Origin of the sequence: Nocardia sp. NPDC050712 (assembly GCF_040654295.1) — a bacterium.
GTDB lineage: Bacteria > Actinomycetota > Actinomycetes > Mycobacteriales > Mycobacteriaceae > Nocardia.
In genome coordinates this window covers 427,054-449,704 of record NZ_JBFAHT010000003.1, presented here as the reverse complement: position 1 = coordinate 449,704, position 22,651 = coordinate 427,054, and the positions used below count along the sequence as shown (strand labels likewise).

General features: G+C 68.3%; 24 protein-coding genes and 1 riboswitch. Of the genes, 12 read left to right on the top strand and 12 right to left on the bottom strand.

Annotation, left to right across the window (positions count from 1 at the left end; genetic code table 11):
- Genes AB0H76_RS22590 through AB0H76_RS22580 form a run of 3 tightly spaced genes read left to right on the top strand, consistent with a single transcriptional unit; the run spans window position 1 to window position 2,591 of the window.
- The gene (locus tag AB0H76_RS22590; RefSeq protein ID WP_357327229.1) at window positions 1-1,161 is read left to right on the top strand and encodes an acyl-CoA dehydrogenase family protein; all 1,161 of its coding nucleotides are present in this window, start codon (window positions 1-3) and stop codon (window positions 1,159-1,161) included.
- 27 nt (window positions 1,162-1,188) lie between these two features.
- A complete protein-coding gene (locus tag AB0H76_RS22585) occupies window positions 1,189-1,971 on the top strand; it encodes an enoyl-CoA hydratase family protein (RefSeq protein WP_357327226.1) in 783 nt (260 codons plus the stop codon).
- 5 nt (window positions 1,972-1,976) lie between these two features.
- Window positions 1,977-2,591, top strand: a complete 615-nt coding sequence (locus AB0H76_RS22580) for a TetR/AcrR family transcriptional regulator (RefSeq protein WP_357327224.1) — start codon at window positions 1,977-1,979, stop codon at window positions 2,589-2,591.
- Window positions 2,592-2,595: 4 nt separating this feature from the next.
- Here the strand turns inward: AB0H76_RS22580 and AB0H76_RS22575 are convergent, their stop codons facing one another.
- Both AB0H76_RS22575 and AB0H76_RS22570 read right to left on the bottom strand, forming a co-directional pair.
- Window positions 2,596-2,937, bottom strand: coding sequence for a hypothetical protein (locus AB0H76_RS22575; RefSeq protein ID WP_357327221.1), 342 nt, complete (start codon window positions 2,935-2,937; stop codon window positions 2,596-2,598).
- Window positions 2,938-3,060: 123 nt separating this feature from the next.
- The gene (locus tag AB0H76_RS22570; protein ID WP_357327218.1) at window positions 3,061-3,714 is read right to left on the bottom strand and encodes a class I SAM-dependent methyltransferase; all 654 of its coding nucleotides are present in this window, start codon (window positions 3,712-3,714) and stop codon (window positions 3,061-3,063) included.
- A gap of 191 nt (window positions 3,715-3,905) precedes the next feature.
- On the opposite strand from AB0H76_RS22570, the gene AB0H76_RS22565 reads away from it, so the two are divergent.
- Both AB0H76_RS22565 and AB0H76_RS22560 read left to right on the top strand, forming a co-directional pair.
- Window positions 3,906-4,031 (top strand): hypothetical protein, encoded by a 126-nt coding sequence (locus AB0H76_RS22565; protein WP_357327215.1) that lies wholly within the window; start codon window positions 3,906-3,908, stop codon window positions 4,029-4,031.
- 48 nt (window positions 4,032-4,079) lie between these two features.
- The gene (locus AB0H76_RS22560) at window positions 4,080-4,826 is read left to right on the top strand and encodes a TetR/AcrR family transcriptional regulator (protein WP_357327214.1); all 747 of its coding nucleotides are present in this window, start codon (window positions 4,080-4,082) and stop codon (window positions 4,824-4,826) included.
- A 7-nt stretch (window positions 4,827-4,833) separates the two neighbouring features.
- Here the strand turns inward: AB0H76_RS22560 and AB0H76_RS22555 are convergent, their stop codons facing one another.
- Window positions 4,834-5,517: a TetR family transcriptional regulator gene (locus AB0H76_RS22555; protein ID WP_357327212.1), complete on the bottom strand. Its 684-nt coding sequence runs from the start codon at window positions 5,515-5,517 to the stop codon at window positions 4,834-4,836.
- 88 nt (window positions 5,518-5,605) lie between these two features.
- Here AB0H76_RS22555 and AB0H76_RS22550 point away from each other — a divergent pair, with 88 nt between their 5' ends.
- Together AB0H76_RS22550 and AB0H76_RS22545 are read left to right on the top strand one after the other, a co-directional pair.
- On the top strand, window positions 5,606-6,694 hold the full coding sequence (locus AB0H76_RS22550; protein WP_357327210.1) for an epoxide hydrolase family protein: 1,089 nt from the start codon (window positions 5,606-5,608) through the stop codon (window positions 6,692-6,694).
- A 106-nt stretch (window positions 6,695-6,800) separates the two neighbouring features.
- Window positions 6,801-7,424 (top strand): SDR family oxidoreductase, encoded by a 624-nt coding sequence (locus AB0H76_RS22545; protein WP_357327208.1) that lies wholly within the window; start codon window positions 6,801-6,803, stop codon window positions 7,422-7,424.
- 71 nt (window positions 7,425-7,495) lie between these two features.
- On the opposite strand, the gene AB0H76_RS22540 is transcribed toward AB0H76_RS22545, so the two are convergent.
- Window positions 7,496-8,638 carry a GTP-binding protein gene (locus tag AB0H76_RS22540; protein ID WP_357327206.1) on the bottom strand — a complete coding sequence of 381 codons (1,143 nt, stop codon included), beginning with the start codon at window positions 8,636-8,638 and terminating at the stop codon, window positions 7,496-7,498.
- Window positions 8,639-8,746: 108 nt separating this feature from the next.
- Between AB0H76_RS22540 and thiD the strand changes: the two genes are divergently transcribed.
- On the top strand, window positions 8,747-9,592 hold the full coding sequence (thiD, locus tag AB0H76_RS22535; protein WP_357327204.1) for a bifunctional hydroxymethylpyrimidine kinase/phosphomethylpyrimidine kinase: 846 nt from the start codon (window positions 8,747-8,749) through the stop codon (window positions 9,590-9,592).
- A 1-nt stretch (window position 9,593) separates the two neighbouring features.
- On the opposite strand, the gene AB0H76_RS22530 is transcribed toward thiD, so the two are convergent.
- Window positions 9,594-10,835, bottom strand: coding sequence for a KasA/KasB family beta-ketoacyl-ACP synthase (locus AB0H76_RS22530; protein WP_357327203.1), 1,242 nt, complete (start codon window positions 10,833-10,835; stop codon window positions 9,594-9,596).
- 40 nt (window positions 10,836-10,875) lie between these two features.
- Here AB0H76_RS22530 and AB0H76_RS22525 point away from each other — a divergent pair, with 40 nt between their 5' ends.
- From AB0H76_RS22525 to AB0H76_RS22515, 3 genes are all read left to right on the top strand, one after another.
- On the top strand, window positions 10,876-11,433 hold the full coding sequence (locus AB0H76_RS22525) for a TetR/AcrR family transcriptional regulator (protein ID WP_357327202.1): 558 nt from the start codon (window positions 10,876-10,878) through the stop codon (window positions 11,431-11,433).
- A gap of 102 nt (window positions 11,434-11,535) precedes the next feature.
- The gene (locus tag AB0H76_RS22520; protein WP_357327199.1) at window positions 11,536-13,059 is read left to right on the top strand and encodes an MFS transporter; all 1,524 of its coding nucleotides are present in this window, start codon (window positions 11,536-11,538) and stop codon (window positions 13,057-13,059) included.
- A 178-nt stretch (window positions 13,060-13,237) separates the two neighbouring features.
- Entirely contained in the window at window positions 13,238-14,299 is a 1,062-nt protein-coding gene (locus tag AB0H76_RS22515) for a hypothetical protein (protein ID WP_357327197.1), read from the top strand.
- Between the two features lie 84 nt (window positions 14,300-14,383).
- Here AB0H76_RS22515 and thiC read toward each other — a convergent pair whose 3' ends face one another.
- The 3 genes from thiC to AB0H76_RS22500 all read right to left on the bottom strand — a co-directional run bounded on the left by thiC (window position 14,384) and on the right by AB0H76_RS22500 (window position 18,222).
- A complete protein-coding gene (gene thiC / locus AB0H76_RS22510; protein ID WP_357327195.1) occupies window positions 14,384-16,021 on the bottom strand; it encodes a phosphomethylpyrimidine synthase ThiC in 1,638 nt (545 codons plus the stop codon).
- Window positions 16,010-16,134: riboswitch (TPP riboswitch) on the bottom strand. (Overlaps the previous gene by 12 nt.)
- 138 nt (window positions 16,135-16,272) lie before the next feature.
- On the bottom strand, window positions 16,273-16,752 hold the full coding sequence (locus AB0H76_RS22505) for a VOC family protein (RefSeq protein WP_357327192.1): 480 nt from the start codon (window positions 16,750-16,752) through the stop codon (window positions 16,273-16,275).
- A 72-nt stretch (window positions 16,753-16,824) separates the two neighbouring features.
- A complete protein-coding gene (locus AB0H76_RS22500) occupies window positions 16,825-18,222 on the bottom strand; it encodes a lipase family protein (RefSeq protein WP_357327189.1) in 1,398 nt (465 codons plus the stop codon).
- A 96-nt stretch (window positions 18,223-18,318) separates the two neighbouring features.
- Between AB0H76_RS22500 and AB0H76_RS22495 the strand changes: the two genes are divergently transcribed.
- Window positions 18,319-19,005 (top strand): TetR/AcrR family transcriptional regulator, encoded by a 687-nt coding sequence (locus AB0H76_RS22495; protein WP_357327186.1) that lies wholly within the window; start codon window positions 18,319-18,321, stop codon window positions 19,003-19,005.
- Here AB0H76_RS22495 and AB0H76_RS22490 read toward each other — a convergent pair whose 3' ends face one another.
- The 4 genes from AB0H76_RS22490 to AB0H76_RS22475 all read right to left on the bottom strand — a co-directional run bounded on the left by AB0H76_RS22490 (window position 19,006) and on the right by AB0H76_RS22475 (window position 22,621).
- Window positions 19,006-19,221 carry a hypothetical protein gene (locus AB0H76_RS22490; RefSeq protein WP_357327184.1) on the bottom strand — a complete coding sequence of 72 codons (216 nt, stop codon included), beginning with the start codon at window positions 19,219-19,221 and terminating at the stop codon, window positions 19,006-19,008.
- Between the two features lie 105 nt (window positions 19,222-19,326).
- A complete protein-coding gene (fahA, locus tag AB0H76_RS22485) occupies window positions 19,327-20,505 on the bottom strand; it encodes a fumarylacetoacetase (protein WP_357327181.1) in 1,179 nt (392 codons plus the stop codon).
- Complete coding sequence (locus AB0H76_RS22480; RefSeq protein WP_357327178.1) at window positions 20,502-21,698, bottom strand: cupin domain-containing protein; 1,197 nt, start codon at window positions 21,696-21,698, stop codon at window positions 20,502-20,504. Before AB0H76_RS22480 ends, fahA begins: the two co-directional genes overlap by 4 nt.
- A 107-nt stretch (window positions 21,699-21,805) precedes the next feature.
- Window positions 21,806-22,621: an exodeoxyribonuclease III gene (locus AB0H76_RS22475; RefSeq protein ID WP_357327175.1), complete on the bottom strand. Its 816-nt coding sequence runs from the start codon at window positions 22,619-22,621 to the stop codon at window positions 21,806-21,808.
- Window positions 22,622-22,651 lie beyond the last annotated feature (30 nt).

Here is a 22,651-nt window from a genome sequence, read left to right as displayed (position 1 = left end):
ATGAGTTTCATCGAAACCGAAGAGCAGAAGGCACTGCGCGCGGCGGTGGCCGCGCTGGCGGCCAAGTACAACTACCGCGACTATGTGCTGCCCAAGGCCCGCAAGGGCGAGCCGCTCGACGAATTGTGGGACGAGGCGGGCAAACTCGGCTTCCTCGGGGTGAATCTGCCGGAGGAGTACGGCGGCGGTGGCGCCGGCATGTACGAGCTCGCGCTGGTGCAGGAGGAGCTCTCCGCCCAGGGCGCGGGCCTGCTGCTCATGGTGGTGTCCCCGGCTATCTGCGGCACCATCATCACCAAGTACGGCACCGACGCGCAGAAGTCGGAGTGGCTGACCAAGCTGGCCGACGGCACCGGCAAGATGGTCTTCGGCATCACCGAGCCCGACGCCGGCTCCAACTCGCACCAGATCACCACCACCGCGCGCCGCGACGGTGACGACTGGATCCTCAACGGCCGCAAGATCTTCATCTCCGGCGTGGATCAGGCCGAGGCGGTGCTCATCGTCGGCCGGACCGAGGATCACAAGTCCGGCAAGCTCAAGCCGGCGCTGTTCATCGTGCCGACCGATGCCGAGGGCTTCCAGAAGACCGCCCAGGAAATGGACATCATCGAGCCGGATCATCAGTACACGCTGTTCCTCGACGATGTCCGGCTGCCCTCGACCGCCCTGGTCGGTTCCGAGGACGCCGCGCTGATGCAGTTGTTCGCGGGTCTGAACCCCGAGCGCATCATGGGCGCCGCGATGGCCGTCGGCGGGGCGCGCTACGCCATCGATCGCGCGGTCGAGTACGCCAAGGAGCGCACCGTCTGGAAGACGCCGATCGGTGCGCACCAGGGCCTCTCGCATCCGCTGGCCCAGGTCAAGATCGAGACCGAACTGGCCCGGCTGATGATGCAGAAGGCCGCCACCCTCTACGACGCGGGCGACGAGATGGGCGCGGCCGAGGCCGCGAACATGGCGAAATACGCTGCGGCCGAGGCGAATATCAAGGCGCTCGATCAGGCCATCCAGACCCACGGTGGTGCGGGCCTGACCCGCGAGGTCGGCCTGGCCGCCATGCTCGCCGCCGCGCGCATCGGCCGGATCGCCCCGGTCAGCCGGGAGATGGTGCTCAACTTCGTCGCCCAGTTCTCGCTGGGCCTGCCGAAGTCCTACTGACCAACCCAGAGCAACAAAGGAGGCGTGATGAGCGAGTCCTCGCCCGCACCCTACGTGCGCTATGAACTGCGCGACGGTTTCGCGGTCCTCACCTTGGACTCGCCGCACAACCGCAACGCCCTGTCCGCGCGCTTGGTGGCCGAGCTGCTTCAGGGCTTAGACCGGGCCTGGGAGGATGCCGCGGTCCGCGGCATCGTCCTGACCCACACCGGCAACACCTTCTGCGCGGGCGCCGACCTCAGCGAGGCCAGCAACGCCGACCCGGCCGCGGCCGCCGACGAGCGCACCCGCGTCATGATCGGTGTGCTGCGCCGCCTGGTGGAGATCCCGAAGCCGGTGATCGCGCAGATCGACGGCAATGTCCGGGCCGGCGGCATGGGCATCGTCGCCGCCTGCGATCTCGTGGTCGCGGGTCCGGCCAGCTCGTTCGCCCTCACCGAGGTGCGCATCGGGTTGGCGCCGTTCATGATCTCGCTGACCCTGCTGCCGCGCCTGGATCCGCGCGCGGCCAGCCGGTTCTATCTCACCGGCGAGAAGTTCGACGCGGCCACCGCACGGGAGATCGGGCTCGTCTCGATCACCGCCGAGGATCCCGCGGCCGAGGTCGCGCGCCTGTGCGGCGAGCTCCGCAAGGGCGCGCCGCAGGGCTTGGCCGAGGCCAAGAGCCTGGTGAACGGCGGCATCCTCGCGGCGTTCGACGACTCGGCCGAGGAACTGGCCAAGCGTTCGGCGAGCTTCTTCGGCACCCCCGAGGTGCAGGAGGGCATGCTGGCCTTCCTGCAGCGCCGTCCGCCGAGCTGGGCACAATAAGGACTATGGCGACACCGCACGAACCCAAGCAGGACCGCAGCCGGGCCACCCGGCAGCGGCTGCTCGAGGCGACCATCGACTGCCTGGCCGAGCGCGGCTGGGCAGCAGCCACCGTGTCGGTGGTCGCCGAACGGGCCGGGGTGTCGCGCGGCGCGGCCCAGCATCACTTTCCGACCCGGGAAGATCTGATCACCGCGGCCCTGGAGTACATGTTCGACACCCGGATGGCGCTGTCCAAGTCCGAGGCGATCGCGCTGGCCGAGGTCGCCGAGGGCGCGACCCGCACCCAGGCGGTGGTGGCGGGCCTGGTCGACTCCTACACCACGGTGCTGTTCAAGGCGGCGCTACAGGTGTGGACGCACGCCGCCGCCGATCCGGTGCTCCGGGAGCGAATAGTGCCGCTGGAGGCCAAGTTCGGCCGGATCGCGCATCGCCGCGCCGTGGAGGCGCTCGGCGTCGACGACTCCGATCCCGTTACCCATCACCTCGTTCAGGCCACGCTCGACCTGGCCCGCGGCCTCGGCCTGGCCGACGTGCTCACCGACGACTCGGCGCGGCGCAAGCAGATCGTCGAACAGTGGTCGGCCACTTTGCATTACGCGTTGCACGCGGCGCGCTGACCGCTCAGCAGTCCTGCGGCGCCCGGCCGGCGTCGAGCCCGTAGGAGGTCGACCCGACCATGGCGCCGACCAGCCCGCCGATGACCGCGCCCGGAATCGCGCCGAACAGGAAGATCGGCAGACCGGCGATGGCGCCCAGCGTCGTGCCCAGCACCACGCCCAGCCCCGTCCGCAGTTCGATGCTGTCACCCGGCGCCATGCAGGCCGCGATGGGCGCGGCCGGTGCGGTCACCGGGGTGGGCGCGGGCAGCGGTTCGGCCGCGGCGATGCCCCCGACCCCGACGATGAGCAGCACGGCGACAACGGCGCCGAGCAGGGTGCAGGCCAATCTCTTGATCGTGTTCACGCAGGTCCCTGATCATTCGAAAGCGTTGTGCGCACCGGAGATTCCGATGCGCGCACCATCCTTACCCAATTCGTTTGAGTAGTCTTCGATTTCGAATATTTCCGACCGGGCAGCGGAACGCCGCTAGCTCAGGCGGCGCACCCGCAGCACGGTGTCGGTGCGGACGCCGGTGCTGCCGTCGGGACCGGTCCACTCCCGGCTGACCTCGTCCTTGGTCTCGACCTGCCATTCACCGGGTGCGGGCGCGATCGCCTCGAGCATCTCCGCCAGCGTCGGGAAGTGCACATCGGCGTGCTTGTGCTGGTGCTCATGCTGGTTCGAGGCCCAGCCCGCGTGGCTGCCGATCAGCAGGACGCCGCCCGGTGCGACCGCCTCGGCGGCGCGGCGCAGGATGCCGTTGCGCTCGCCCTCCAGCTCGACCGGCGAATGCAGGAACTGGGCCGAGACCAGATCGAAGGCGCCGTCCGGAAACGATTGCGACAGATCGTGTTTCGTCCAGGTGATGCGGTCGCCGACACCGGCGGACGCGGCGTGGCCCGCGGCGCGTCCGAGCGCGGTCGCGGAAATGTCGGCGGCGGTGACGGTCCAGCCCTGCTGGGCCAGCCAGATCGCGTCGCCGCCCTCGCCGGAGCCCAGGTCCAGGGCGGTGCCGGGAGTCAGGCCCGCGGCCTCACGGACCAGCAGGGGATTGGGGTCGCCGGTCCAGATCTGGTCGCGCTCCTGGTAGAAGCTCTCCCAGAAGTCCTGTGCGGACTGGGGCTCGGTGCTGTCGGTCATGCGGTTCTCCTATCACCGGTGATCGTCGGTGTGCCCGGCCATGGTGCGCCGACTCCGCACGATCGCGCCACTTTTCTTGCTGTTTCAGCAACGCAGGTCGGCCCCGACCTGCCGGTTCGGGTCCCTGTGCCCCGGCCGTAGCGTACGGTCGTGGCAACGGGACCGTTCAGGTCTCCAAGCAAAGGACGCGTATGTCCGATAAATCTCCGCGCAGCGCCATGTCCAAGAAATCCGGGAAGTCCCTGAAGGAAAAGCGAGCGGAGAAGCGGTCCAAGCCGGCCGATCCGGTGCTGGAAGTCGCACCGAAGAAGCGGTGATGAGCGCAGCCGACCGAGCCTGGGCTCCTGCTTGGTACGGTCGGATTCGTGAGACACGGCGGGCAGCAGCGTAGCGACCGGGCGAGCGGTTCCGCCCCGGGTGCGGTGCCCAAGCGGGTCGACGCCCGGACCGAGCGGTGGCGCGCGCACCGGCTGAAGGTGCGCGCGGAGTTCGTGGACGCGGCCTTCCGCGCGCTCGGCAAGTTCGGGCCCGAGGTCAGCATGGGCGATATCGCCAAGGAGGCCGGTGCGGCGAAACCCAAGCTGTACCGGCATTTCGAGGACAAGACCGATCTCTACAACGCGATCGTCGACCGCGTGCGCGACCTGCTCTGGGAGCGGATCACCGCCGGCATCGACCTGACCCACGATTCGGCGCGCGAGCTGGTGCGCCGCGGGGCGGACGAGTACATGCGGGTGGTGACCGAGCACCCCAACGTCTTCCGCTTCATGTTGCACAGCCACTTCACCCAGCAGGCCGACGAATCCGAGCGGGCGCTGCAATCCGCGCGGCAGTCGGCCCGGCGCGCGGCCGAGCTGTTCGCGGGCCTGCTCGACGACCGGATCGACGTGGCCGGCATCGAACTGGTCACCTATTCGATCTTCGGGGCGGTCGCCTCGGCCACCGACTGGTGGATCGGCGCGAGCCGCGCCCAGGAACAATCCATGCCGGTCGAGAACTTCGTCGCCTACCTCGCCGAGAGCATCTCCGCACTCGCCGAGGCCAACGCGCGCCTGAACGGCATCACCATCAACGCCGATCTGCCTTTGCACCAGGCTTTCTCGGCCGGCTAGCTCCGGTTCAGGCCTCGACGATACGGCCGCGGGCGTTGCGCTCGCGCTGCCAGCGCCAGGCGAATTCGCCGGGTTGCGGTGCCGGGCCGGGAAGTTCGTTGTCGGTGCGGGGGACCGCGATACCGGCGATGAGCATGGCCAGCGTGCGCTGACGCAACTGCGCGGTGCGCTCGGCATCCGGCATGGTGATCGCCGAGCAGGCCTCCAGCACCAGGCCGAGATCCAGTGCATTCACCTCCGGGCGCAGCCGCCCGGCTTCGTGCGCGCGGCGCACCAGTTCGGTGGTGACCTCGCCGGAGTGGGTGACGTCGGGCAGCATCGCCTCGTCGGGGGTGAAGGTGCCCGCCAGATGCACCGTCAGCGAGTGCACGTCGGCCTCGACAACGCGCTCCAGGAACCCGACCAGGGCCCGCCACCCGTCCGAATCCGCCAGCGCGGCATCGGCTTCGGCGTTGTAGCGGCGCAGCCCGTCGTGACAGAGCTTGCGCAGCAGTGCGTCCTTGCTGGGATAGCGGCGATAGAGGGCGCTGATACCCACGCCGGCCGCGGTGGCCACGGCGGCGATCGGGGCGGTGGCGTCGGCGAGGAAGACGGTGCGGGCGGCCTCCAGGATGAGTCCGTCGTTGCGGGCGGCCTGTGCCTTGCGGCCGGGCAGGCCCTTGGGGGCGGGGGTGTCGGTGGTGTTCGGCATGACTTCAGGCTACCACTTGAAACGGAACAATCCGTTCTGATACTGTTCAAAACAGAACGAAGCATTCCGTTTCAAAAGGAGCACTCCGATGACCTTCACCATCACCCCCTTCCGGATCGCCATCGACCAGGCCGACCTCGACGACCTGCAAGCCCGCCTGGCTCGCACCCGCTGGGCCGATCAGATTCCCGGTTCGGGTGATGCCTACGGCGTGAGCGTCGACCGGGTGCGCCACCTGGCCGACTACTGGCGCGACGGGTTCGACTGGCGCAAGGTCGAAGAGCAGCTCAACGCCTACCCGCAGTTCACCACCGAGATCGACGGGCAGAACATTCACTTCCTGCACGTGAAGTCGCAACGGGCGGACAGCTTCCCGCTGATCCTCACGCACGGCTGGCCGGGCACCTTCGTCGAATTCCTCGGCGTCATCGAGCCGCTCACCGCCGCGGGGTACGACCTGGTGATCCCGTCCGTGCCAGGTTACGGATTCTCCGGTGTGACCACCGAATCCGGTTGGAACGATCAGCGCATCGCCAAGGCCTGGGCCGAGCTGATGGCGCGGCTGGGGTACGCGAAGTACGGCGCGGTCGGCAACGACGGCGGCGCGCAGATCTCCCCGGAGCTGGGCCGGGTCGCACCGGACAGCGTTGTCGCCGTGCAGGTCTCGCAGGTGTACTCGTTCCCCTCGGGTGATCCGAGCGAATTCGCCGATCTGACCGCCGACGAGCAGCAGTCACTGGCCACGCTGGACTGGTTCGTGAAGAACAAGATGGGCTTCAATATCCTGCAGTCCCAGCAGCCGCAGACCCTGGCGCACGCGCTGATGGATTCCCCGGCCGGCCTGCTCGGCTGGAACAGTCAGCTGCTCGGCCCGGACCTGGACGACGATTTCGTGCTCACCAATATCGCGATCCACTGGCTCACCGGCACCGCCGGCTCGGCCATCCGGCACTATTTCGAGAAGGCCCAGGCCGAGCAGCCGGCCGAGCCGACCACCGTGCCGCTGGGGCTCTCCGGTTCGAACGGCGATTTCCACGGCATCCGGCGCTTCGCCGACCGCGATCACCGCGACATCGTGTCCTGGCGGACCCACGATGTGTACACCCACTACCTGCACCACGTCGCACCCGATCTGATGGCCGGCGAGATCACCGAATTCTTCGGGCAATACCGGTAGACAGTCGCTTATGTAGCCGAGACTCCGGACCATGGTTCGTCTCGTTCTCCGCTGTTGTAATTAATTCATCAACAGCACAACAGCTTTCAACACAAGGAGAAACGAAATGCGAATCGCAGTCTTCGGAGCCACCGGAACCGTCGGCCGGGTCGTCGTCGAGCAGGCGCTGGAACAGGGCCACGAGGTCACCGCGTTCACCCGGAACGCGGCGAATGTCACCCAGCAGCACGACCGGCTGCGCGTCGTCGAAGGCGATGTCTACGACACGAACTCGGCCGAGCGGGCGGTCGCCGGGCAGGACGCGGTGATCGTCGCGCTCGGCGACGACCGCACGGGTCAGGTCCGGTTCGGCGGCACCAAGTCGGTCATCGAGGCGATGAACCGGACCGGGGTCAAGCGCCTGATCGTGCAGTCCAGCCTGGGTGTCGGCGACAGCCGGCCGAATCTGAACTTCCTGTGGAAGTACATCCTGTTCGGGATCGTGCTGCGCAAGGCCTACATCGACCACGGCCGGCAGGAGGAGCTGGTGCAGGCCAGCGCGGTCGACTGGACCATCGTGCGGCCCGGCGCCTTCGCCGACGGCCCGCGCACCGGCGCCTACCGCCGCGGGTTCGGGCCGAACGAGAAGGGCCTGAAGTTGAAGATCGCCCGCGCCGACATCGCGGCCTTCTACCTCGAGCAGCTGACCGACCCGACCTACGTGCGCCGCGCCGTGAGCATCTCGAACTGAGCGGCACGGCCGTGACCGCACACGGACCACCTGTGACCCACGACCCGGAAGGGTGTGGGTCACAGGTGTTTTCAGTGCTCGTGCAGTGCCGCCCAGGCGGGAAACGGATCCGGGTAGGTGGTCCATTCCGATGGCCCCGCGGCGAATTCCGGATCGGAGAGCAGGGCGTCGTCGAGGAGTGCGCGGACCTTGCCGCCGTCCAGATGCACGCCGATGAAGACGATCTCCTGTCCCGCGGGCACTTCCAGTGCGGACCACCAGGCGGCGGGCTCGAAGGTGAGGTTCGGACCGGCCTGGGACCACACCGCGGCGAGGTCAGGCCGGCTGGCGAGCCAGCAGAAACCTTTGCTGCGCAACATGCCCCGGAGTTCGTTCAGCGCCGCGGCGAGCCGTTCGGGATGGAACGGGCGATCCGCGGTGTAGGCGATGCTGCGGATGCCGTACTCCTCGGTCTCGGGAACATGTCCGCCCGCGAGCTCCTCGGCCCACCCCTCGGCCGTCGCCGCCAGCACGGGGTCGTAGCGCCCGGTCTCGAGGACCTCGGCCAGATCGACCGCGCCCTTGCTGGTGCGCAGTATGTGCGCGCGCGGATTGAGCCGCCGCACTGTCGCTTCCACGGTCCCGGCCGCGTTCGCGCTCACCAGGTCCGTCTTGTTGATCAGCAGCACGTCGGCGAATTCGACCTGATCGACCAGCAGGTCCGCGATGCCGCGCTCGTCGCCCGCGCCGGCCTGTAGCGCGCGGTCGGCCAGCGCCTCGCCCCGCACCACCTCGGCCAGGAAGGTGGACGCGTCGATCACGGTGACCATGGTGTCGAGCCGGGCGATATCGCCGAGGGAGAACCCGTCCTCGAATTCCCAGTCGAAGGTGGCCGCGACCGGCATCGGCTCGGAGATCCCGGTCGACTCGATGACCAGCTGGTCGAATCGGCCCGCGCGGGCCAGCCGCGCGACCGCCTCCATCAGGTCCTCGCGCAGCGTGCAGCAGATGCAGCCGTTGGTGAGTTCGACCAGCTTCTCCTCGGTCCGATCGAGGTGGCCCTGTCCGGCGACCAGCGCGGCATCGATGTTGATCTCGCTCATGTCGTTGACGATCACCGCCACCCGGCGGCCTGCCCGGTTGGCCAGGATGTGGTTGAGCAGCGTGGTCTTGCCGGCGCCGAGGAAGCCGGACAGCACGGTGACGGGCAGGCGGGTGTCGAGGGAAGCAGTCATACCGTAATGATAATCGTTTTCATTTAGGCGGCGCACCCGGCCAGGAACCGGCGGAAATCGGGGGACGCGGGGGTGTCGGCCCCGGCATCTGGTCGTAGGGTCTGATATGTGAAATTGCTGCCGATTCCCGCCGACGGGCAGACCCCTGTTCGAGTACTCACCATTGCCGGCACCGACTCCGGCGGCGGCGCCGGCATCCAGGCCGACACCCGGACCATGGCCCTGTGCGGCGTGCACGCCTTGGTGGCGGTGGCCGCGGTGACGGTGCAGAACTCGGTGGGTGTGAGCGGCTTCCACGAGATCCCGCCGAATATCGTGGCCGACCAGGTGCGTTCGGTGGCCGGCGATATCGGCGTCGGCGCGGTCAAGACCGGCATGCTCGCCTCCACCGCCATCATCGAGGCGGTGGCCGGGGTGTGCCGCGAGGTCGGCATCGGCCGTGACGGCGGCATTCCGCTGGTGGTGGACCCGGTCGCGGCCTCCATGCACGGCGACCCGCTGCTGCACGAATCGGCTCTGGACGCGTTGCGGCACACGCTGTTCCCGCTGGCCACCGTGGTCACCCCGAACTTGGACGAAGTCCGGCTGCTGACCGGCATCGAGGTCGTCGACGACGCCACCGCGCGCCGCGCCGCCGAGGCGCTGCACGCGTTCGGCCCGCGCTGGGCCATCGTCAAGGGCGGCCACCTGCGCACCTCGCGGGTGAGCACCGACCTGCTCTTCGACGGCGAGCGGTTCCTGGAGTTCACCGCGCCGCGCATCGAGACCGGCAACGATCACGGTGGCGGCGACACCATGGCCGCGGCCATCGCCTGCGCCCTGGCCAACGGCTACGAGGTGCCCGACGCTGTCGAGTTCGCCAAGGAGTGGACTCGCCGCTGCCTCGAGGCGTCCTACGATCTGGGTGCGGGCCACGGCCCGGTGTCCCCGCTGTGGCGGTTGAACTTCTCCTGATTCAGGCTTTTCCGAAGGCGAGCGCGACATTGTGGCCGCCGAAGCCGAAGGAGTTGTTCACCGCGTAGTCGATGCGCTGGGCGCGGGCTGTTCCCGCGACGATGTCGAGCTCGATCGCCGGATCCAGGTTGTCGAGATTCAGTGTGGGCGGGACGATCTGGTCGCGCAGCGTGAGCAGGGTCAGGATCGATTCCAGCGCGCCGACCGCGCCGATCGAGTGCCCCAGTGCCGATTTCGGTGCGTAGACCGAGGCGTGCGGGGTGGTCGCGGCGATGGCCGCGGCCTCGGAGGCGTCGCCGATCGAGGTCGAGGTGGCGTGCGCGTTGACGTGCTGGATCTCCGAAATCTGAAGTCCCGCCGTGTGTATCGCCTTGCGCATGGCCCGCGCGGCACCGCGGCCGCCGGGCTCGGAGGCCACGATGTGATAGGCGTCCGAGGTGATTCCCGCGCCCAGCACCCGGCCGTGGATCGCCGCGCCGCGGGCCTTGGCGTGTGCCTCGGATTCCAGCACCAGCAGCGCGCCCGCCTCGCCGAAGACGAAACCGTCGCGGTCCCGATCGAAGGGCCGCGAGGCGCGTTCGGGCTCGTCGTTGTGGGTGCTCATGGCCCGCATCATGGCGAAACTCGCGATCGGCACAGCGTCGATGTGGCCCTCCACGCCGCCGGCGACCACCACGTCCGCCTCGCCGGTGCGGATCAGCCGCCAGGCGTGCGCGATCGCCTCCGAACCCGACGAGCACGCCGACACCGGCGCGAAAACCCCGGCCTCGGCGCCGATTTCGAGGCCGACGGTGGCGGCCGGGCCGTTCGGCATCACCATCGGCACGGCCATCGGTGACACCTTCCGGTAGCCGCCCGCGCGCATCGCGTCCACCGCGGTGATCAGCGCGTCGGCCCCGCCGAGGCCGGTGCCGATAGCCACCGCGAGCCGTTCGCCGTCCAGTTCGGGTGTGCCCGCGTGCTGCCACACCTGGCGGCCGAGCATCAGTGCCAGCTGTTCGACGTAGGACAGCCGGCGCTGCTCGATCCGCGTCAGCCCCGCGCCGGGATGCGCGGTCAGGGTGCCGCCGATCCGCACCGGGAGGTCGTATTCGGCGACGAAATCGCCGTGCAGCGGGCCGATTCCGCTGCGCCCGGCGAGCAATCCGGCCCAGGTCGCCGCGGCATTGTCGGCCAGGGCGGTGGTCGCGGCGTAGCCGGTGACGACGACATCCCGAGTTTCTGAAGCGATTGTTACAGTCACGAGGACATGGATACCTGTAGCACTCGCTACAGTCAACCCCATGGCCCGCCCTCTCGATCACGACAAACGCGCCGAGCTGCTGGCCGGCGTCGTCGCCTACATCGCCGACCACGGCCTCGCCGAGCTGTCGCTGCGCCCGCTCGCCGCCGAGCTCGGCACCAGCTCCCGGATGCTCATCCACTATTTCGGGACCAAGGAGGAGCTGCTGGTCCAGGCGCTGGCGACGCAGCGCCCGGACATCGCGGCGGTCTTCGCCGGCGTGTCCGACGCCGCGGCGCTGCGCGCCCGGCTGACCGCCTTCTTCGAGGCCAATGTGCTCGACCGGGAGGGCTCGCGCAGCGTGCGCGTGCTGCTGCAGGTGCTCGGCGCGGCCTGCGCACCCGCCGGCCCGTACGCGCGCTACGCCAACGAGGCGATCGCGGTCTTCGTCGGCACGCTGGCCGCCGCGCTGGGCCGGATCGACACCGTCGAGGATCCGGAAGCCGTTGCGACACTGCTGATCTCCGGACTGCGCGGCATCATCCAGGATCGGCTGATCACCGGCGACATCGACCGCACCGCCCGGGCGGCGCGGCGTCTGATCGCGCAGAACATCTAGACCCCGGCCGCGCGGCGGCCGACCTGGCGCGTGGGTAACTTGCCGTTTGCTGAGACTGGGTCAATGCTGGCATCGACGCAACCGGGCTAGGGAAGGGTCGATGTGACTGCGGATCTGCCAGAGCGCACCTTCGGGGCCACGCGGTGGTTGATGCTCGCCGTGCTGTGCGCGAGCCTGCTCCTGGTCGCCATGGACGCCACCATTCTCAATGTCGCCCTACCCTCGCTGATCGACGATCTGCATGTCGGCCAGCTCGAACAACTCTGGATCATCGACATCTACGGCCTGGTGCTGGGCGGCCTGCTCATCACCACCGGCGCGGTCGGCGACCGAGTAGGCCGGAAACTGCTGTTCCTCAGCGGTTTCGTACTCTTCGGCATCGCCTCGGTGGTGGCGGCGACCGCGCAGAGTTCGGGCCAGCTGATCGCGGGGCGAGTCCTGCTCGCACTGGGCGGCGCCATGGTGATGCCCTCCACGCTCTCGCTGATCCGCAACATCTTCGCCGATCCGAAGGAACGCACCCTCGCTATCGGCATCTGGGCGGCGGTGGCCGGCGCGGGCGCCACCATCGGCCCGATCGTGGGCGGCATCATGGTGGAATCCTTCGGCTGGGCGTCGGCCTTCTGGCTGAATGTGCCGGTCGTCCTGATCACCGTCGTGGCGGGCGCGTGGTTGCTGCCCGAATACCGGTCGCCGCAATCCGGGGCCTTGGATTGGCTGTCGGCCGCCCTGTCCATCGCGGGCATCGTCGGTCTGGCGTGGGGGATCAAGCACATCGCGAAAGGTTCCGCGGGCGCCCTGGATTGGGCCGTCTTCTTGCTCGGACTGGCGCTGCTGGCCTGGTTCGCGCGCCGCCAATTGCGCTCGGCCGACCCGCTGCTGGATGTCCGGCTGTTCCGCAACGGCCCGTTCCTGGCCGCCGCGCTGGCCACCCTGCTGGCCATGCTCGCCATCGGCGCCGCGCTGTTCCTGATCTCCCTGTGGCTGCAATACATTCACGGCTATTCGCCGTCCGAGGCCGGCCTGCGCACCATGCCCTCGGCCATCACCCTGCTCGCCGCCTCGCTGTCCACGCCCTGGCTGATGCAGCGCCTCGGGGTGCGCGCGGTCCTGGCCATCGGCCTGGGCGCACTCGCCCTGGGTTTTCTCGCTCTGGCGCTGAGCCCGGAACCCACCACCTATCCGGTGGTGGCGCTGGTGCTGGCCACCTTCGGCCTCGGCGACGGGCTCGCGGTCACCGCCGCGGCGGCGGTGCTGGTCTCGGCGGTGCCGCCGGAGCGGGCGGGACAGGCGGGCGCGGTCTCGGAGACCAACTACGAGCTGGGTATCGGCCTGGGTGTGGCACTGCTCGGCAGCATCCACGCGCGCATCTTCAGCGAGAACATGACCGAGATCCCGCTGCGCGGCGACCTGCTCGAGCAAGCGCGGGGGTCGGTCGGCGGGGCGGTGGAGGTGGCCTCCGAGCTGGACCCGGCGGCGCGCTCCCAGGTGCTCACCGAGGCCGGGCACGCCTTCGATGTCGCGCTCACCGTCACCTCCTATGTCTCCGCGGCGATTGTCGCGGTGGTCGCCGTGGTCGCGGTCTATCTGGTGCCGCGTGGTTTCCGGATCACCGGCGGTCATTGATAAATCGATGAATTTCGCCGGTGTAATTTCCCCGGTAACGCGCGGAATAATTGTCAACGGTTATCGAGTATTTGCCGAATTGTTTCCGCATGCCATTTTATTCCTGGTTGAATGGCCAGGGGTTCCAGCCAGTAATTCGAATGGGGGACAGGGAGCGATCAATTCCATTGGAGGCATGATGGCCAGCAGTGCGAACGGAAAGTCCCACCGCAGAACAACCACAGCGCAGCGCAAGTTGAAGGTCGTGGACGAGGTGGTGGAGCAGCCGGTCACCCGCGAACGGGTGACACCGCAGCCGGACATCAGAATCGTGGACAAGGTCGAACCGCGGGTCGTGGAGATCCCCCGGCGGGTGCGGCAGCCCGTCGTCCGGATCGTGGACCGGATCGAGCGCAAGCCGATTCGGGTGCAGCGCATGGTCGAGAAGCCGGTCGTGGAGATCCAGGACAAGGTGATTCGCAAGCACGTCACCGTGGAGCGCCGCACGCACAAGCCGGTGGTGAAGATCGTCGACAAGGTCGTCGAGGTGCCGGTGCAGCAGATCCGGGAGCGCGTGGTCACCAAGCCGGTGCAGCAGGTGGTCGAGAAGGTCGTGCAGAAACCGGTGATCAAGATCGTCGAGAAGATCATCGAGGTGCCGGTCGAGAAGATCGTCTACAAGGTCGTGCGGCGGCCGGTGGAGAAGGTCATCACGATCTACGAGGACAAGCCGGTCATCAAGATTGTGAAGGTGCCGCGCCGGGTGGTGCACGAGAAGGTCGTGATCAAGCCGGTCGTGAAGGTCGTCACCAAGACCGTCGACAAGGTGGTCGAGCAGCCGAAGATCGTGCAGAAGACCATCACCAAGTCCGTGAACTGGGAAGTCGACAAGATCGTCGAGAAGCCCCGGATCAAGGAGAAGGTGATCTCGCGCCCGGTCGAGCACGTGGTGCACAAGCTGGTGGACAAGCCGCGGATCAAGGAGCGGACCGTCACCAGCAATGTCGACTGGGTGGTCGACAAGCTGGTCGAGCGGCCGCGCGCCGTGCGGCGCGCCACCCGGAGCAACCCGCTCGAGCAGACCGTGCCGCGTCCGGCCGCTCCCGTCGTGGAACAGGCGGTGGAGCCCATGGTCGGCCACCACGACCGCCCGGCCGAGCCGCCGCTGGGCGGACTGCTGGGCAGCCCGCTCGGCGTCCCGGAACCCTGGGACGGCGACTACTGGATCGACGAGAACGACCGGCGCAGGCGCGCACGCTAGCCTGCGCCGGGTCACCGACGGCGGTGGCGCATTCCGGCGCCCCTCGGAATCGCCACCGCCCCCTGGTGTCGCGCGCCGCCGCGGTCAGGAAACGATCGGCAGATACACCTTGGCCCCGGCGTCGGCGAACTCGGCGGACTTCTCCGCCATCCCCGCCTCGATCGCCTCGACATCGGTAAGCCCCTGCCGCTCAGCGTATTCCCGCACATCCGCGGAGATGCGCATGGAGCAGAACTTGGGGCCGCACATGGAGCAGAAGTGCGCCGTCTTGGCGGGTTCGGCGGGCATCGTCTCGTCGTGGTACTCACGCGCGGTGTCCGGATCCAGCGACAGCGCGAACTGGTCGCGCCAGCGGAATTCGAAACGGGCCTTGGACAATTCGTTGTCCCGGTCCTGCGCGTGCGGGTGTGCCTTGGCCAGGTCGGCGGCGTGCGCGGCGATCTTGTAGGTGATGACGCCGACCTTCACGTCGTCCCGATTCGGCAGTCCCAGATGCTCTTTCGGGGTGACGTAGCAGAGCATCGCGGTGCCGGCCTGGGCGATGATGGCGGCGCCGATGGCCGAGGTGATGTGGTCGTAGGCCGGGGCGATATCGGTGGCGAGCGGGCCCAGGGTGTAGAACGGGGCCTCCTCGCAGAGTTCCTCCTCCAGGCGCACGTTCTCCACGATCTTGTGCATCGGCACGTGGCCGGGGCCCTCGATCATCACCTGCACGCCATGGGATTTCGCGATCTTGGTGAGCTCGCCGAGGGTGCGGAGTTCGGCGAACTGGGCCGCGTCGTTGGCGTCGGCGATGGAGCCGGGGCGCAGGCCGTCACCCAGGGAGAAGGTGATGTCGTAGCGCGCCAGGATCTCGCAGAGTTCCTCGAAGTGCGTGTACAGGAACGATTCCTGGTGATGGGCCAGGCACCACGCGGCCATGATGGAGCCGCCGCGCGAGACGATGCCGGTGACCCGCTTGGCGGTGAGCGGCACGTAGCGCAGCAGCACGCCGGCGTGCACGGTCATGTAGTCCACACCCTGCTCGGCCTGCTCGATCACGGTGTCGCGGTAGATCTCCCAGGTGAGCGCGGTCGGATCGCCGTTCACCTTCTCCAGCGCCTGATAGATCGGCACGGTGCCGACCGGCACCGGGGAGTTGCGCAGGATCCACTCGCGGGTTTCGTGGATGTTCTTGCCGGTGGACAGGTCCATGATGGTGTCCGCGCCCCAGCGGGTCGCCCACACCATCTTCTCCACCTCCTCGGCGATCGAGGAGGACACCGCCGAGTTGCCGATATTGGCGTTGATCTTCACCAGGAACTTCTTGCCGATGATGGTCGGCTCGAGCTCGGGGTGGCGGTGGTTGGCCGGGATGACCGCGCGGCCGGCGGCGACTTCCGTGCGCACCAGTTCCGCCGAAACCCCTTCGCGCGCAGCGATAAAACGCATTTCTGGGGTGGTGATGCCCTGCCGCGCCCAGGCCAGCTGGGTGGGCGGTCCCGCGATGTCGGGCTTGGTCCAGGTGTCGCGCAGCTTCGCGAGTCCCGCCTCCAGATCGATGGTGGCGTTGTCGTCGGTGTACGGGCCGGAGGTGTCGTACACATCGAAGTGCTCACCATTGGTGAGGTTGATGCGCCGCACCGGAACCCGCAGGTCATCGACCTCGAGATAGTGCTTGACGCTGCCTTCGATCGGCCCCGTGGTGACGGTGTCGACGGTTTCGGACCTGGTTGTGCCCATGATTCTCCCTACGCCGGCATTACCCGGTCAGGTTCATACGGTCGACGGCCCTGAACGCCCGGAAATGGGCTAGCCGTCCTCTCAGCCCGCTGGTGCGAGCCCCCGTTCGGTGTGCTGTGCAGTTTTCGGCCCGACCATACCTGTCCGCTACCGCCCGGCAGGCACCGAATGCCGGATTCCGGTCGATCCACACAACCACGCCGGCGGATCCCCGAGGGCCACTCGGAGGATCCGCCATCTCGGCTACCGGGTCAGCTCGGCTTGTTCTCGTAGGCGTCGCGCATGCCGCCGACATCGATCTTGCGCATGCCGAGCATGGCCTGCATGGCGCGGTTGACGGCGTCCGGCTCGCCGACCAGCAACTCGTTGGCCTCGGCGGGCCAGACCTGCCACGGCACGCCGTATTTGTCGTTGAGCCAGCCACATTCGACCTCTTGGCCGCCGTCGGCGAGCAGGGCCGCCCAGAGCCGGTCGACCTCGGCCTGGCTGTCGCAGTTGATCAGCAGCGACATGGCGTGGGTGTAGCTGTAGTCGCCGCCGCCGTTGATGGCGGTGAAGCGCTGACCGGCCAGTTCGAAGTCGACGGTCATGACGAGGCCGGCCTCGCGGGGCCCGGCCTCGCGGTAGCGCTGCACATCGGTGATCTTGGAATCGGGAAACAGCGAACAGTAGAACTCGGCGGCCTCTTCGGCCTGGGTGTCGTACCAGAGATTGGTGACGATTTTCTGCATGACGGGGTCCTCCCGGTCGAGTGCATGTGCCTGTAACGGTACTGACGGCACGGCCCGGAGGAAATGATCGGCTTACCGCTCGCGTGGCCCGATCGGGAAGCCGAGCGCGCCGAAACCGGCGTTCAGGTTGATCTCGATCTGGGTGATCAGCGCGTTGACGTCGGCCAGCATGGACACCACGTTCTCGGTGCGGCACCCGGCCTGGTCGGGCGCGTTCGGGGCGAGCCGGGCCTTCAACCAGTTGACCGTGTCCGGCATGCCCAGCGTGGGCAGCGACAGGTGTTCGCTGAGGTGATCGCGCTTGTAGGTCACCGCGGCGCCGCCGGCGCACCACTGCTGGGCCAGCCGGTCATTGCTCCAGACCGGCACGGCCTCGTCGAAGACGCCCTGGTACAGGAAGATCGGCGCGGTGGGGATGTGGCGGCCCAGCACCGTGGAGTCGAAGACCTCCTTGATCTCCGGCAGGGCCAGGAAGTCCGCGATCGGCAGGTCGAGCATCCGCTGATAGTCGATGAACATCGAGGTCAGGGCGTTGCGCGGCAGGCACTGGGCATTAACCCGGTCCATGTAGGCCTCGCCCTCGGGCGTCAGGTGCCGGTAGGTGACCTCTTTGAATTTCGGGTAGGCCTTGGCCAGCGAGGCCATGCCGATGCCGACCAGGCTGGAGAACATCGAACCGTTGACGTGCAGCAGCGAGACCACATCCGAGGTCGGCGCCCCGAGCGCGATGCCCTTGACGTTCAGCTCCGGCGCGTAGGACGGCTGCATCTCGGCGGCCCAGCCCGAGCCCATGCCGCCGCCCGAGTAGCCCCACATCGCGACCGGCGTGTTCGCGCCGTCCAAGCCGAGCGGCTCGAACCGCTGGGCGGCCCGGATCCCGTCCAGCGTCAGATATCCGGGCTCTTTCTCGACCGCCAGATGTCCTTGCAGCCCTTCGTAATCCGGGATCGAGACGGCCCAGCCCTGGCTGATCAGCGCGGCCAGGGCGATCAGTTCGCTCTGGGAGTGGATGCCCTCGAGGCCGGGCAGCCCCGCCCCCTGTCGCAGGACGAACGAGGGCGAGCAATCGGGATTGGCGCTGTCGTAATAGAACTGGAGCGAGACCAGGGGCCGGGACCGGTTCGGATCGGCGCCCGCGGGCAGGACCACGGTGCTGACCGCGACCGCCGGCTGCTCGAAAAGGTCTGTCGTGCGGTACATCAGCTGCCAGGAGCGCACGTTCAGCGGCAGCACGGTGACCACCGCCAGCCGCACTTCCCGGGACTTCAACACCGTGCCCGGCGCGCTGGCCTCGAAGCCATCCGGTGGCTGATAGAACGCGTCCTGCGACGGCGGCGGCACCGCCGCGGCGGGCGCGGCGGTGATCCCGCCGGTGAGCAATGTCGCCGCCACGGTCACGGCCACCCCCAGCATGGCCGCGACGACGCGGGATCGCCCGCGCCGCGCCTGATCTCCCTTGATCACCGACACGTTGTCCCTCTTCTCATCAACGTGCCAGTGATTACAGCACGGTGGCCAGTTAGGAACAAGATGCCTTGTTGAAATGCGCCCGCTAATCTCGAAGCCATGACCCGCAGCAAACCCGCCGCGCGGCCCGACCCCAGCCCGGCCCCCGCCCCGGCGCGGCGCCGGATCCGCGGCCTCGACGCCGATCAGCGCAGCGCGCAACGGCGCAGTCAACTACTCGACGCCGCCACCGAACTCTTTGCGACCCAGAGCTTTTCCGGTACCTCGATCGAACAGATCTGCCAGCACGCGTTCGTCGGGACCAAGGGCTTCTACGATCATTTCGACAGCAAGGAAGCGTGCTACACGGCCCTGCTCGAGCAGATCACCGTCCAGATCCAGCAGCGCGTCGCCGCCGCGGCCGACGCGGTCGCGGACCGCCCGCTGCCGGAGCGCATCGCGGCGGTGCTGGCCGAATTCGTGCACGCCATCGCCGACGATCCGCGCCTGGCCAAGGTCACCTTCGGTGAGGCCGGTGGCATCTCACCGGCCGTGGAGAAACAGCGGCGCGGCAACCGCCGCTGGGCCGCCGCCTTCCTGGATCGGCAGTGGTCGCCGGGGACACCCCCCGACCGCGCCCGCGAGACCCTCGCGCTGGCCACCATCGGCGGCATGTTCGAACTGGTCGCCGACTGGCTGCACCATCACGACGACGGCGACGAACCGGATGAGGTCGATCTGCTGATCGCGGATCTGATCCGATTCGTCGCCGTCGTGGCAGCCGGTCGCACCGCGACCGGCGGGTGATCAGGCGGCAGGCTTGCCGCCGCCGGCGGAACCGGTGGTGAGCGCGGTCAGCAGGTCCAGGAGCAACTTCACCGGCGCCGGGCAGGAGGGGTTCGGGGTACTTGTGCAGCCGATGTCCGAGGAGCCTGTCGTCGGCGCGGCGTTCGCGGTAGCGGCCACCGGGCCCGAGATCAGCAGGGCGCTCGCGAAGGCAGCGGCGGCGATACGACGTTTCATAATTCGGTCTCTCCTTGAATCGGCCCCCCGCGCCCCAGGGACGCTACGGCCGGCGAATGATCAGCGACAGCCCCTGGTTACGGGGCCCGCAGCGTCGTGGGGTGCTCAGTCGCGGGCGGGCCAGACGCGGCCACGCACCTCGCCCAGGCCGATACGCCGCACGTCCGGGCGGCCGGGGGAGGAGGCGGTGATGACGATCTCGTCGCCGTCTTCCAGGAAGGTGCGCTTCTGGCCGTTGACGTGGATGGGTTCGCTGCCGCCCCAGGACAGTTCGATGAAGGAGCCGCGCTGGTCCGGGTCGGGGCCGGAGATGGTGCCCGAGGCGTAGAGATCGCCGGTGCGGGTGGCGGCGCCGTTGGCGGTGAGGTGGGCCAGCATCTGCGCCGGTGACCAGTACATGCGCGAGTACGGCGGGTAGGAGACCGCCGCGCCGTCCCAGTGCACGGTCAGGGCGACATCCAGCCCCCAGGGATCCGCCGCGCGCAGATAGGGGAGTGGTTCCGGGTCCTGGGCGGGCAGCGCGATCCGCGCGGATTCCAGTGCGGCCATGGGGGTTATCCACGCCGACAGCGAGGTGGCGAAGGACTTGCCCAGGAACGGGCCGAGCGGCTGATACTCCCAGGCCTGGATGTCGCGGGCCGACCAGTCGTTGACCAGGGCGACGCCGAAGACGTGCTCGGCGAAGTCGTCGATCTCGATCGGGTGCGCGAGATCGGAGCCGACGCCTACCACGAAACCCAGCTCGGCCTCGATGTCCAGGCGCTTGGACGGACCGAAATCCGGTGCCCCCGAATCGGTCCGGCGCTGACCCCGGGGCCGGACGATATCGGTGCCGGACACCACGACGGTGCCCGCGCGGCCGTGGTAGCCGACCGGCAGATGCCGCCAATTCGGCAGCAGCGGTTCGGCATCGGGGCGGAACAGCCGGCCCAGATTCGTCGCGTGGTCGATGCTGGCGTAGAAGTCGACGTAGTCGCCCACCTCGATCGGCAGCCGCAGGTCCACTTCGGCCAGCGAATGCACTGCCTCGTCCGGTATTTCGGTGTCGGCGAGCTGCCGTACTCGTTCGCGCACTTCGCGCCAGCGGGCCGGGCCCTGCGCCAGGAACGGATTCAGGCTCGGCGCGGCGAAGATCGGATCGTCCAGCGCCACCGCAAGATCGATGACGGCCTCGCCGAGCCGCACGCCGACGCGATAGGGGCCGCGCTGCGGGGCGAAGACACCGTAGGGCAGATTGTCCGGCCCGAACAGGGAATCCGGCGCCACCTCGATCCGCGTCCTCATGCGGGGCCCCGGCCCGACCAGGTCCACGCGTAGGCCGGGTCTTCGCAGGCCAGCGCGCCCTCCCCGAGTTCGAGCGGCCGGAAGGTGTCGACCATGACGGCCAGTTCGTCGAAGTACTCCAGCCCGATGCTGCGCTCGTAGGCGCCCGGCTGCGGACCGTGCGCGTAACCGCCCGGATGTACCGACACCGAACCCTGCCCGATCCCGGATCCCTTGCGCGCCTCGTAGTTTCCGCCGCAGTAGAACATGATCTCGTCGGAGTCGACATTGGAGTGGTAGTAGGGCACCGGGATGGACAGCGGGTGGTAATCCACCTTGCGCGGCACGAAGTTACAGATCACGAAGTTGCTTCCCTCGAAAGCCTGGTGCGCGGGCGGCGGCTGATGCACGCGCCCGGTGAGCGGTTCGAAATCCGCGATGTTGAAGGTGAGCGGGTACAGGCACCCGTCCCAGCCGACCACGTCGAAGGGATGGGTCGCGTACACCATCCGGGTGCCCGCGACCTGCCCGCCGGGGCGATGCTTGACCAGCACCTCAACCTCGGTGCCGGTCTCGAGCAGAACCTCGCCGGGCCCGTGCAGATCTCGCTCGCAGTACGGCGAGTGTTCCAGCAGCTGACCGAATTTGGAGAGGTAGCGCTTCGGCGGCGTGATGTGGCCGGAAGCTTCGATCATGTACGCCCGCAACGGTTCCGGCCCGGTGGGCCGCCACCGGTGCGTGGTGGCGCGGGGAATGAGCACCTGATCACCCGGCCGGGCCGGCACCGGTCCGAAGACCGTTTCCACCACCGCCGCGCCGGACTCCACATAGACCAGCTCGTCGCCGATCGCGTTGCGGTACAGCGGCGATGGCTGCCCGGCGACCACGTAGGAGATCCGCACGTCGGCGTTGCCGAGGACGAGCCGCCGCCCGGTCACCGCGTCGGTCACGGCGGGGGTGTCCGCCGGGAACAGCTCGTGCAGGCGCAGATGCCGGTGCCGCAGCGGATGATTCGGCGTCGTGCGCTGGTCCGGCAGCTCCCACACCGTCGAATCGACGATGGCCGGTGGCAGGCCGCGGTGATAGAGCAGCGAGGAGTCCCCGGAGAAGCCCTCCTCGCCCATCAGCTCCTCGTAATAGAGGGCGCCGTACTCATCTCGGTGCTGGGTGTGCCGCTTCGGCGGCACCGCGCCGACCTGCCGATAGAACGCCATGTCCGCATGCTAATCCGCAGCGCGGCGAATGGAAGCAAAGCTGTCGGATGGTAGGCATTCTGCACGGTGATCGGCCGGTCGACCGGCGATATGACCGAGCAATTTGTCTACAGAGTGAACTCCGCGATGACCGGCGCGTGGTCGCTCGGCGCCTTGCCCTTGCGCTCCTCGCGGTCGACGGACGCGTCCTTGGCCGCCGCGGCCAGCGCCTGCGAGGCCAGGATGAAATCGATGCGCATGCCTTCGCGGCGCGGGAAGCGCAACTGGGTGTAATCCCAGTAGGTGTACACCCCGGGCCCGGGCGCGAAGGGTCGCATGACATCGGCGAAGCCGCCGTCCAGGAAGGACTGGAAGGCCTCGCGTTCCGGTGGCGAGACATGGGTTTTGCCCGCGAAGAAATCCATCGACCAGACGTCCTCGTCCTGCGGCGCGATATTCCAGTCGCCGACCAGGGCGACCTTGGCCTGTGGATCCGCGGCCAGCCAGTCGGTGGCGGTAGTGCGCAGGGCGGCAAGCCATTCCAGCTTGTAGACGTAGTGCGGATCGGCCAGCGCGCGCCCGTTGGGCACGTAGAGGCTCCACACCCGCACGCCGCCGCAGGTGGCGCCGAGCGCGCGCGATTCCACCACCGGCGCGCTGATCAGCGACTCGCCCGCCTCCTTGTCGAAGCCGGGCTGACCGGGGAAGGCCGACTCGACATCGTCGAGCCCGACCCGGGAGGCGATCGCCACCCCGTTCCACTGGTTCACGCCCAGGTGCGCGACCTCGTAGCCGAGTTCGTCGAACCGTTCGAACGGGAACTGGTCATCGCGGCATTTGGTTTCCTGCATCGCGAGCACGTCGATGTCCTGGCGGTCCAGGAACTGCGCCACCCGATCGATGCGGGAGCGGATGGAGTTGACGTTCCAGGTCGCCAGACGCACGAAATGCCTTCTTTCGGAATCGGATTCGGG

Coding starts and splice junctions, on each gene's coding strand:
- AB0H76_RS22590 (WP_357327229.1), top strand. CDS start 1: ATGAGTTTCATCGAAACCGAAGAGCAGAAGGCACTGCGCGCGGCGGTG.
- AB0H76_RS22585 (WP_357327226.1), top strand. CDS start 1,189: ATGAGCGAGTCCTCGCCCGCACCCTACGTGCGCTATGAACTGCGCGAC.
- AB0H76_RS22580 (WP_357327224.1), top strand. CDS start 1,977: ATGGCGACACCGCACGAACCCAAGCAGGACCGCAGCCGGGCCACCCGG.
- AB0H76_RS22570 (WP_357327218.1), bottom strand. CDS start 3,714: ATGACCGACAGCACCGAGCCCCAGTCCGCACAGGACTTCTGGGAGAGC.
- AB0H76_RS22565 (WP_357327215.1), top strand. CDS start 3,906: ATGTCCGATAAATCTCCGCGCAGCGCCATGTCCAAGAAATCCGGGAAG.
- AB0H76_RS22555 (WP_357327212.1), bottom strand. CDS start 5,517: ATGCCGAACACCACCGACACCCCCGCCCCCAAGGGCCTGCCCGGCCGC.
- AB0H76_RS22550 (WP_357327210.1), top strand. CDS start 5,606: ATGACCTTCACCATCACCCCCTTCCGGATCGCCATCGACCAGGCCGAC.
- AB0H76_RS22545 (WP_357327208.1), top strand. CDS start 6,801: ATGCGAATCGCAGTCTTCGGAGCCACCGGAACCGTCGGCCGGGTCGTC.
- AB0H76_RS22540 (WP_357327206.1), bottom strand. CDS start 8,638: ATGACTGCTTCCCTCGACACCCGCCTGCCCGTCACCGTGCTGTCCGGC.
- AB0H76_RS22525 (WP_357327202.1), top strand. CDS start 10,876: ATGGCCCGCCCTCTCGATCACGACAAACGCGCCGAGCTGCTGGCCGGC.
- AB0H76_RS22515 (WP_357327197.1), top strand. CDS start 13,238: ATGGCCAGCAGTGCGAACGGAAAGTCCCACCGCAGAACAACCACAGCG.
- thiC (WP_357327195.1), bottom strand. CDS start 16,021: ATGGGCACAACCAGGTCCGAAACCGTCGACACCGTCACCACGGGGCCG.
- AB0H76_RS22505 (WP_357327192.1), bottom strand. CDS start 16,752: ATGCAGAAAATCGTCACCAATCTCTGGTACGACACCCAGGCCGAAGAG.
- AB0H76_RS22495 (WP_357327186.1), top strand. CDS start 18,319: ATGACCCGCAGCAAACCCGCCGCGCGGCCCGACCCCAGCCCGGCCCCC.
- AB0H76_RS22490 (WP_357327184.1), bottom strand. CDS start 19,221: ATGAAACGTCGTATCGCCGCCGCTGCCTTCGCGAGCGCCCTGCTGATC.
- fahA (WP_357327181.1), bottom strand. CDS start 20,505: ATGAGGACGCGGATCGAGGTGGCGCCGGATTCCCTGTTCGGGCCGGAC.
- AB0H76_RS22480 (WP_357327178.1), bottom strand. CDS start 21,698: ATGGCGTTCTATCGGCAGGTCGGCGCGGTGCCGCCGAAGCGGCACACC.